Annotated in this window: 5 protein-coding genes; 2 read left to right on the top strand and 3 right to left on the bottom strand. The window is 77.3% G+C overall.

The genetic code is table 11. From position 1 onward, the window contains the following. Positions 1-221: 221 nt before the first annotated feature. The 3 genes from ABT369_RS00640 to ABT369_RS00630 form a co-directional block, all read right to left on the bottom strand. On the bottom strand, positions 222-533 hold the full coding sequence (locus ABT369_RS00640) for a hypothetical protein (protein WP_350609135.1): 312 nt from the start codon (positions 531-533) through the stop codon (positions 222-224). Between the two features lie 1,132 nt (positions 534-1,665). Beyond that, positions 1,666-4,692, bottom strand: coding sequence for an FtsX-like permease family protein (locus tag ABT369_RS00635; protein WP_350609133.1), 3,027 nt, complete (start codon positions 4,690-4,692; stop codon positions 1,666-1,668). Further along, positions 4,689-7,685: an FtsX-like permease family protein gene (locus ABT369_RS00630; protein ID WP_350609131.1), complete on the bottom strand. Its 2,997-nt coding sequence runs from the start codon at positions 7,683-7,685 to the stop codon at positions 4,689-4,691. The genes ABT369_RS00635 and ABT369_RS00630 overlap by 4 nt, the downstream gene beginning before the upstream one ends. A gap of 116 nt (positions 7,686-7,801) precedes the next feature. Between ABT369_RS00630 and ABT369_RS00625 the strand changes: the two genes are divergently transcribed. Further along, the gene (locus ABT369_RS00625; RefSeq protein WP_350609129.1) at positions 7,802-9,538 is read left to right on the top strand and encodes an Hsp70 family protein; all 1,737 of its coding nucleotides are present in this window, start codon (positions 7,802-7,804) and stop codon (positions 9,536-9,538) included. Positions 9,539-9,540: 2 nt separating this feature from the next. Next, on the top strand, positions 9,541-10,044 hold the full coding sequence (locus tag ABT369_RS00620) for a hypothetical protein (RefSeq protein ID WP_350609127.1): 504 nt from the start codon (positions 9,541-9,543) through the stop codon (positions 10,042-10,044). Positions 10,045-10,285 lie beyond the last annotated feature (241 nt).

The following is a 10,285-nucleotide window of genomic DNA, read 5'->3' as shown; positions in this document are numbered from 1 at the left end:
GCTCGCACGTCTCACCGGCTCGCACGTCTCACCGGCTCGCACGTCTCACCGGCTCGCACGTCACACCGGCTCGCACGTCACACCGGCTCGCACGTCACACCGGCTCGCACGTCACACCGGCTCGCACCGAGCGGGATCTCGCCGGCGTCGGTGGCCGGCCCGCGTGCGCGCGGCGCGTCGCGCTGGTTCCCACCGAGCGCGCCCACGCCGAGCGGATCCCGTCAGCCTCGGTGACGACCGAGCGTTTCCGACCGCCTTGGCCACGGTCGACCGAGGAGGGCCGCGTGCACGCCGACGAACACAGCCTTGGTCATGCATCCCTCCACCGCGAGGCGAGCCAGCCACGACCCGACCGTCCGGCCGAACGCCGCCAGGTCCACCACCAGCCTCAACGACGACCCGGCGTTCCCGACCGCCTCGGCCACGACCAACCAGGAAAGGGCCACATACACAGCCCTCGTGACGCACCCCTCCACCGCGAGACGAGCCAGCCACAACCCGACCATCCGGCCGAACGCCGCCAGGGCCGACACCGGCGGCTCGAGGCGGACTTCCCGTGAACGGGTGGCCGGCGGGATTGCCACGAGGCAGAATCGCGAGGCAATATTTTACGCAGACGCGGGCGCGACTTTTCTCGGCGGCCCGATGCGATTGTTCGGGTATTCGGGCAGGCATCGCTGCGGCGCGGTGGTCAAAAGTTTCGGCGGGATCGGACGCCGGCTTTGTCGGAACGCTTTCTCCGGGGCGCAGGCTGGGAGGCGGTGCGGCCGCAGCACCGGTCGAACTGTGGCGCTCATCCACCGAAGCGGAGGTCGAGGAGGTCTTCGGCGGTGGCGTTGACTCCGCGGAGGCGAACTCCCTGGGAGCGCACGTCGCGGATTGATGCGGCATTCGCGCTGGTGATGACGGCGCCGATGGTGCGGCGTCGTGGATTCGGCTCAGCTTTTCCGCGTGCCGTCGCGCCAATCCCCAGTCACGCCGCCGCTGCGCCTCCTTCCGGAACTCGTCCTTTTCCGGCCACCAGTTTCGCGCTTTCGTCCGATCCCGCATAGCAGCCAACTCACGCGAGCTGAACAACTGCATCTGCCCCATACCAAGAATTATCCCAGAATGCGACCGAAGCCACGATCACCGACCAAGCCGCCACGCACATGGTGAACATTTTGAAATGATATTCACCAGCGGCCTTTGACGCGGCCGACCCGCGTCCACCGGCGGCTCGTTGCGAACGCGGCACGGTGTTGTCGGCATGGTCGCCTTCAGCGGCAGGCGATCGTCGGTGACGCGTTCGCGGGACGGCACGGAACGACACGCCGTGGGACGGCACGGCTTGCACACCGCGGGACAGCACGGCACGGCACGACGTGGGACAGCGCGGCACGGGACGGCGCGGCACGGGACGGCACGGCACGGGACGGCACGGCACGGGACGGCACGGCACGGCACGGCACGGCACGGGACCACGCGGGGCGGCGCGGCGCGGGACAGCGCGGCGCGGGGCGGGGCGGCGCGGCGCGGGGCGGCGGGCGGGGCGGGGCCGAAGCTGGGACGTGTGGCCCGAGTGGTCGACGCCGCCACGCTGGACAGCAGGGTCAGCAGCCACGCCGGCGGGCAGCGCGGAGCCCGTGGGCGGTACGGCGCAGGCGAAATGGCGAGCGGCGTGGGTCAGTTCGTCGCGGGGCGCGGGCGGCGGGGCGGGGGCGTCGTGGCGCGGGCCGTCGAGGCCGCCACCGTGACCAGCAGCAGCAGGGTCAGCAGCCACGCCAGTGGCACGGCCGGGCCCGTCGGCCAGTGTGGCAGCGGCAGCGCCGGCATCGGTTCGCCGAACACGGGCAGCGCCCAGCCCGTCAGGCGCCACGCGATCAGGGCCGTGGCCAGGCCCGGCGGCGCGGCCGCGAGCACCAGGGCCGGGTAGGTCCACAGCGCGACCCGCGCCGCCGCGCGCCGGGGCAGGCCCTGGGCGCGCAGGGCGGCCAGGTCGGCGCGCCGGTCGCGGCGGTCCACGGCGATGACCAGCGCCAGGCCGCCCGCGGCGAGCAGGACCGCGAGCGCGCCCGCCAGCACGTGGAACCACAGTGACAGGGCCGGGCCCTGCGCGGCCAGGCGCGCCCGCGCGTCGGCGATGCCCGTGTCGCCGACGATGACGAGGCCCTGGGCGGCGAGGCGGTTCAGGACGTCGGGCGGGGCGGCCGGGCCGAGCCAGACCTCGGGGTCGCGGGCGAGGCCGGAGTCGGTGCTGAGGCGCTCGGCGTATTCGAGGTCGACGATGGTCCCGTCGAGGCCGAGCCGGGGGACGGCGTCGAGGTGCGCGGCGACGGTCACCGGGATGTCGAGGCCGTCGAGGCCGGAGATGGACCTGGCGGGGGCGGTGGCGGCGACGGGGAGCGGGAGCGGCACCTCCGCCGGCTGCACCCACGCCCCGTGCGGCAGCCCGTCGGGGGCGTCGACGCCGATGCGCAGGCCGTCGGGCGCGGCGGTGAGCGTCGCGTCGGTCGAGCGCCAGCGGGCCAGGTCGGCGAGCTGGGCGCCGGTGGCCGCGGTGCGGGCCGGGTTGATGGTGCGCACGGCGTTGAGCACGACGGTGAGGCGGGTCGCGGTCGCGGCCGGCTCCAGGTTCGTGAGGTGCACGCCCACGAGCCGGCAGCCGTCCGCGCAGTCGCTGACGCGCTGCTGGTAGGTGCCGGCGCCGTTGTGCACGGCGCCGAGGTCGACGTTGGCACGGCCGTGCCGGCTGGCGAGCACGACCTTCAGCGCGACCGGGTTGTCGGGGCGGGCGCCGGTGACGGTCGCATCGATGGCGAGGTCCTGGCCGGGGATGGTCAGCCCGGCGTCGCGCACGGGCGGGCGCAGGCGCTCGGCGAGGCCGGCCGGGTCAGTGTCGCCGTAGGCGCCGAGCCAGGTGGACGCGGCCGCGAGCCGGGTGGTGTCGACGGCGAGGCGCGGCACCTCGCCGGGGCGGCCCGCGGGCAGCCCGACGACGGCCATCGCGTAGGCGCCCGGGGGGTCCGCGGCCCGCACGGCCTGCAGCAGCTGCTCGCCACCGACGGAGGCGACGGTGAGCACCCGGGGAGCGCCGGTGGAGATCTGCGCGGCGAGGTCCCGGTCGCGGGCCGCGAGGTCGGTGGCGGTCACGGCGTAGCCGAGCACGCCCACGGCCGCCACGAGCAGCAGGATGAGCCGCTGCGCCCCGGGCCGGCGGGACAGCTGGAACGCGGCGAGCGCGGTGGTGAGCCGGCCGCGGCGCAGCGCCCGGGTGCCGGCGAGCCGGGCCAGCGGCGTGACGGCCCGGGCGGTGAGCAGCGCGAGCGCGAGGATCACCAGGGCGGGCGCGACGATCGCGACGCCGGTGAGCGAGCCGCCGGTGAGGAACAGCTGGGCGGTCGCGGCGGCGGCGAGCACGGCGACGACGGCCTCGCCGGTGCGCACCCGCCAGCCGGCGGCGCGGCGGGAGATCCGCCGCAGCAGCCCGGCGACCGGCGCGGCCAGGTGCCGGCGCTGGGCCACGAGCGCGGCCGCGATGGCGCCGAGGAGGGCGGCCGGCGCGTACCGCAACGCGTCCACGGTGAACACCGGCGCCCCGACGCCGGGGAAGCGCCAGGCGACGAGGGCGGCGACGAGCAGCTGCCCGGCGACGCAGCCGGCCAGCCCGCCGAGCAGGATCGCCGCCAGCCCCTCGCCGAGGGTCAGCCACCAGCGGGTCCACCAGCGGGTGCCGCGCAGCGCGACGACGGCGAGCTCGGGGCGGCGCCCGGTGGTGGCGTAGTCGGCGGCGATGAACAGCACCGCGTAGGCGAGCAGCAGCAGCGGGGCGGCGCCGGCCGGGACGCTGTGGCGGGCCAGCTCCTGACTGGCGTCGATGCGCGCGAACAGTCGGGGCAGCTCGGTGGTGACGACGAGCCCCTGGCCGAGCTGGGTGGCGCGGGACTTCAGCTCGGCGAGGCGGCGGCGGGTGTCGGGCAGCCCGTCGGCGGTGAGGGCGGCGGGTCCGGCGGTCACGTCGACGGACATCGCGGTGGTGCCGTGGTCCATCGCGGCCATCGTCGCGGCGCCGGTGAAGACCGGCTCGCCGGGCCGGCCGGCGGTGTCGAGGTCGAAATACCCGTGGCCGCCCCAGTAGGCCTCGGCCGGGTTCGCGGGCCGGTAGGTGCCGGCGACGGTGAGCCGGGCCGGGGTGCCGTCGGCGACGTAGACCGGCTGGGAGTTGCTGCCGCCGAGGGCCGCGAACGTCAGCGTGATCGGGTCGCCGGGGCCGAGCCCCAGCCGCGCCGCGGTCTGCTCGCCGAGGACCACGTCGCCGGCCCCGGCCAGGCAGCGCCCGGCGACGATGGTCAGGTGGGCGCAGGCGTCCTGGCGGTAGGTCACCCGCGACGCGCGCACCTTCTCCGGCTCGATGCCGACCGCGGGGAAGTCGGCGCCGTAGACCTGGTCGAACCCGGGCAGATTCACGAGGCCGCCGGCGACGTCGGTGAAGTCGAACCCGTCCGCGTCGCGGGCGTTGACGGTGGCGGTGATGCTCAGCGAGCGCTCCCGCGCCGCGGCCGTCTCCACCTGCCCGGCGACGACGGAGCGGTCGACGGCCTGCAGGTAGGCCGGGGCCGCGACGGCCGCCGCGACCGCGAACAGCGACAGCAGCGCCAGCACGAGCGCCTGGCCGCGCCGGGCCCGCAGCATCGACAGCAGCAGCGAGATCATCGGGTCTTCCCTTCGGCGCGTCCGGCGGTGGCGGCGCGCCAGACGAGGGCGAGCAGGAGCAGGGCCGCGGCGGCGGTCGCGAGCAGGGGCAGCGGCGGCAACGGCTCGGGCGGGTCGGGCGGGTTCCAGCCGTCGGCGAAGTACGGCAACGGCGGCCCGGACGCGAAGCGCGCCACGATCGCGGCGAGCAGACCGGCCAGCACCCCGGCGAGGACGACGGCGCCGGACCCGGCCCGGCCCGCGGCCGCGGCGGTGCGCGCGGCGAGCCCCTGCACGCGCAGGGCCCGCAGGTCGGCGCCGCGCTGGCGGCGCTCGGCGGCGACCGCGACGGCAAGGGCGGCGGCCGCGGCGAGCAGCCCGAGGACGGCGGCGAAGAGCCGGTAGCGCTCGGCCACGGCGGGCCCGCGGGCGGCGAACCGGGCCGCCCGCGCCCCGGTGTCGTCGGCGCCGAGGATCGTCAGCCCGGCGGCGCGGAGCCGGTCCTCGACGCCGGCCCCGGCCCCGGTGGCGAGCCACACCTGGTAGGTGCCGGCCGAGGACCCGCCGGCGCCGAGGCGCTGGGCGGCGTCGAGGTCGACGAGGACGCCGGAGCCCCCGACGACGGGCAGCATCGGCGCGGTCCCGGCGACGTGGACGGGCACGGCGCCGCCGCCGAAGAGCTCGAGCGAGGGGTCGCCGAGGCGCCACGGGCCCGGGACCTCACCGGCGAGGACGGCGGGCAGCGGCAGCCCGGCGGCCATCACGTAGACCCGGTCGTCGAAGTTCCAGGCCACGTCGGGCAGCGTGAGCGTGAGCGCCCCCTGCCGCGCGCTGACCTGCATCGCGGGGCCCTTGGCGCCGGTGCGCCACTGCCGCGGGTCGCCGAGGAACGCCGCGTCGAGCACGCGCCCGGCCGGGGCCTCCTGGCGCAGCTCGGTGATGGTGAGCACGGCCGCGGCGACGTCGCTGGGCGGCGTGTCGGGCCCGGCCTTCGGCGGGGCGTCGCCGGCGTTCGCGGGCCGCGGCTGGAGCAGGTCGAGGCTGACCACCCGGCAGCCCTCGGCGCAGCCGGCGACGTCGGCGGCGGCCTCGTGCTCGCCGGGGTCGACGGGGCCGAGGGTGAGCCTGGCCGTCCGGCCGGTGACGGTGTTCTGCACCGCGACGGCGAGCCGGACCGGCTCGGCGCCGTCATTGCGGGCGCGCAGCACGAGCCGGCCGCCGGTGACCGCGGGCGCGTCGGCGCCGGTGCCGGGCGGGACGAGCGCGGGCCGGGGCCCCCACTGCGGGCGCCACGCCGCCACCGCCGGCAGCCGGGCCGCGTCGACGGCGACGACGGGCGGGGTCGCGGCCGCGTCGACGACGGCCGCCATCGCCTCCCGCCCGCCGGGGTCGGCGCGGCGGACGGCGTCGAGCAGGGCGGTCGGGTTGCCGGCCCGGACGGTGAGCACCCGCGGCGCCCCGAGCTCCTGCGCGGCGCGCGAGTCGCGGGCGTCGAACCCGGCGAGCCAGCCCCCGGTCGCGGCGCACAGGCCGGCGACCGCGACCGCGACGAGGGCCATGAGCCGGTCGGCGCCGGGCTGGCGGGACAGCGCGACGGCGGCGAACCCGGCCCGCAGCCGCCCCGCCCGCAGCGCGCCCGCCCCGGCGCGGGAGGCGGCGGTGGCGAGCATCCGGGCGGCGACCACGGCGACGACGACCGCGACGAGCAGCGGCACGGCGGTGCGCAGCCCGGTCCCCCACAGCTGGGCGGCGGCGAACCCGGCGAGCACGACGAGGACCACGTCGACGGCGGCCCGGCGCGCCCTTCCCGGCGACGGTACCCTCCGCAGCAACGCCTCCACCGGTGCCCGCAGCACCGCCAGCTCCCCGGCGGCGAGCGCGGCCAGCCCGCCGAGCACCCCGGCGACGGCGGCGAGCCCGGCCGGCAGCCACGGCCCGAGCGCCCCGTCGAACGGCGGCGCGAACCCGGCCGCGGGCCCGCCGAGCAGGCGCCCGGCGAGCCACCCGAGCGCGAGCCCGATCGGCAGGGCAGCCAGCAACGGTACGGCCAGCTGCCCCACCCCCAGCCGCAGCACCCGCCGCCGGGATCCGCCGCGCAGCTGCAGCAGCGCCGCGTCCCCGCGCCGTTCGCGCGCGGTCTGCCGGCCGGCGAGGGCGAGCGCGAACCAGCACAGCACCACGGTGCCGAGCGTCCCGGCGAGCGCCCCGCCCCGGATCGCGGCCCGGTCGGCGGCGATCCGGTCGACGAGTTGCTGCCCGGGCGCGACGAGCGTCATCCCCCCGCGGCTCAGCGCGAAGTCGGCCGCCCGCAGCCGGTCACCGGCCGGGGAGCCGGGGTCGGTGAACGCGGACTCGGGCAGCTCCGCGGTGTAGACGAACACCGGCCCGGCCAGCTGCGGGCTCTCGAACGTGTCGACGGCGGTGAACAGGGGGTCGAGCCCGCCGGCGTCGGCGCGGAACAGCGAGTCGCCCCAGTAGACGCCGCCGGGGTCGGCGAGCTCGTAGCGCCCGACGACGGTCACCGGCACCGGCTTCGCCCGCGGCTGGTTGCGCAGCGTGAGCGCGTCGCCGGGGTGCAGCCCGAGCGCGTCGGCGGTGGCGACGCTCACCAGCACCTCGCCCGCGGCCTGCGGGCATCGCCCGTCGAGGCGGACGTGCTCGCAGACGTCGTCGCGGTGGGCCACCGAGACCCTGGGCGTGGAGTCGGCGCCGTCCAGCAGCATGTTCGCGGTGACGCCGAGGAGACCGGTTCCGGGCAGCAGCCGCTCGACGGTGTCGCGGTAGGCGGCCAGCGCCGAGCGCGGATCGCCGTCCGCGTTGGTCTGGCGGCGCACGGAGATCGTGCGCTCGGCCGCGGGCGCGGCGGCGACATCGGCCGCGGCGGCCCGGCGCTCGGCCCCGGCGGCGAACCACGGCCCGGCGGCGGCCGCGGTCACGAGCAGCACGGCGAGGACGAACACGGCCCACGCCTGCGCGGCACGCGCCCGTAGCGCGCTGAGCACCAGTCCGAGCACGGCGGGCCTCCTTTCGGGGTCGATCGCAATGGGCACCTTACGCGGCGGGTCCGACAGTTTTCGCGAGCCGATCGACCGATCGCCGTGTGCCGCACGGCATCCCTATGCTTCGCGGCGTGCAGGACGCCGCGCTCGCAATCGACTACGGAACGTCGAGCACCGTGGCCGTACTGCGCCATCCCGGCGGCAAGGTGCGCCCACTGCTGTTCGACTCCTCGCCGCTGCTGCCGTCGGCGGTGTTCCGCAACGACGCCGGGCGCCTGCTCGTCGGCCGCGACGCGGAGCACAGCGCGCGCCTCGACCCGGCCCGCTACGAGCCGAACCCCAAGCGCCGCATCGACGACCTCGAGGTGCTGCTCGGCGACCGCGCCGTGCCGGTGCCCGAGCTGGTGGCGGCGACCCTGATCCGCGTGCGCGCGGAGGCGCTGCGCACCCTCGGCGGCCCGCCCGCGACGCTGACCATGACCTGCCCCGCGACCTGGGGCTCGGCCCGCCGCCAGGTGCTGCTCGACGCCGCCGCGCTGGCCGGGCTCCCGGTGCCGGCCCTGGTCGCCGAGCCCGTCGCGGCCGCCACCTACTTCGCGGCCGTTCTCGGTCATGCGGTACAGCCGGGTCAATGCGTTGTCGTCTATGACCTCGGGGCCGGGACGTTCGACGCCAGCGTGGTGCAGCGCACCGCCGACGGATTCCGGGACCTGGCCTGCCGCGGCCTCGACGACGTCGGCGGCCTCGACCTCGACGCACTGGTCGTCGCGCACGCCCGCACGGTCGTCGAACCGGCCGCGCCCGGCACCTGGACCCGGCTCACGGCGCCGCAGTCGGCCAGCGACCTGCGCCACGTCACGATGCTGTGGACCGACGCCCGGCACCTGCGCGAGACACTGTCGCGGGAGTCCTCGGCGAGCATGTTCATCCCGGTGGCGGACCAGGAGGTGCTTTTCACGCGGCAGCAGTTCGACGCCGCGGCCGAGCCGGTCCTCGCCCGCACCGTGCAGCTGGCCCTGACCACGCTCAAGGAGGCCCGGATCCGGCCGGATGCGGTCGCCGGGTGGTTCCTCGTCGGCGGCGGTACCCGTACGCCCCTGATCGCCACCATGCTGCACCGCGCCACGGGCGTCGCCCCGACGGTGCTGGAGGAGCCGCAGCTGGTCGTCGCCGAGGGCGCCCTGCACCTGGCCACGATGCCTGCGGACAGCCCGGTCGCCGCCGCACCCGTGGTCACCAGCGCGCCGATCGCGACCGCCGCACCGCCGTTCGCCCCGCCGGTCACGGCCACGCCGTTCACCGCGCCGCCGGTCACAGCCGCACCGTTCACCGCCCCGCCGGTCACCGCCCCGCCGGTCACAGCCGCACCGATCTCCGCACCGCCAGTCACAGCCGCACCGTTCACCGCCCCGCCAGTCACAGCCGCGCCGATTTCCACGCCGCCGGGCGCCGCCGCGCCGATCTCCGCGCCGCCGGTGGGCCTCGGTGCACCGGTCGCCTTCGTCGCGCCGCAGCCGGCCGCCGCGCCGGTCGACGAGCGGCTCTGGCCCGACATGCCGGGGCGTGCACCGAAAGCGGCTCCCGAACCGATGAAGGTGGTGCGGGGGAAGGGAGGTGTCGGCACGAGTTTCCAGGAACTGTTCGCCTTGGTCGCCGGCGCGTTCACGGCCCTGCTGCTGCTCTCGCCGGCCGCCCTCGGCGAGGTGACCGGCTTCAAGCTCGTCGCCGGTAGCGGGATCGGGCTCGCCGTCGTCTGGCGGGCCGTGAGGCTACGCCGCCGAGGGCCCCGGGCCGTCGACTGGGTCGCCATCGCGATCGGCGCGCTGACGTTCGCGCTCGCGGCCTACCGCTACCTGATGGTGATGTGACGATGCTCGACTACACGGCCTTCCTCTCCGCGCGCGCGGCCTCCGGTGCCCTCCTCGTGCTCGGCGCCACCACGATCGCGGTCTGGGCGACCCGGACCGCCCGCCCGCAGACGGCCGAGGCCGACGACGCCACGACCCTGCCGAAGCTGCCCGGCGACGGCGCGGAGAAGGGCGGGCTGGCCGCCGTGGCCTTCGCCGCGATCGTCACCGCGGTCGCGACGACCGGCATCCAGGCGCTGCGCTTCGGCTGGCTGATGGTGCTCGGGCTCGTCCTGGCCGCGGCGATCCGGGGCTACCGCCTGCGCCGGCCCGGGCCGCCCGTCCTGGACCGCCTGGCCGCCGTCCTCGCCGTCGTGCCGGGCTGCGCGCTGCTGGCCGGGGCGATCTACGTGTTGATCCAGGGTTCCTACAGCGGCCGGGATCTGGCGTGGGTGCTCGGCCACGCGGTCGCGGGCGCGCTGGCCCTGATCGTCGGACTGCGCTGGAAACGAGCCGCCGGGGCATAGCGGGCCGAGCGGGCGCACCCGCGCTGGCTGCCGGGCAGCGCCGAAAGCGGGCCGCAGGGGCGCGGTCCTCGCGGCTCGCACGACGCCGTGGCCGCCGCGTGAGCCGGGGCCGCGTGAGCCAGGGCCGCCGCGCGACCCGGAGCCGCGGTGGGAGCCGGAGCCGGCCGCGGTGGGAGTGGGAGCCGGGCCGCGGTAAAAGTGGGAGCCGGGCCGCGGTGGGAGCGGGAGCCGGAGCCGCCGC

The organism is Dactylosporangium sp. NPDC000244, assembly GCF_040300725.1.
Classification (GTDB): domain Bacteria; phylum Actinomycetota; class Actinomycetes; order Mycobacteriales; family Micromonosporaceae; genus Dactylosporangium.
This window is presented reverse-complemented; position numbering and strand designations above follow the sequence as displayed.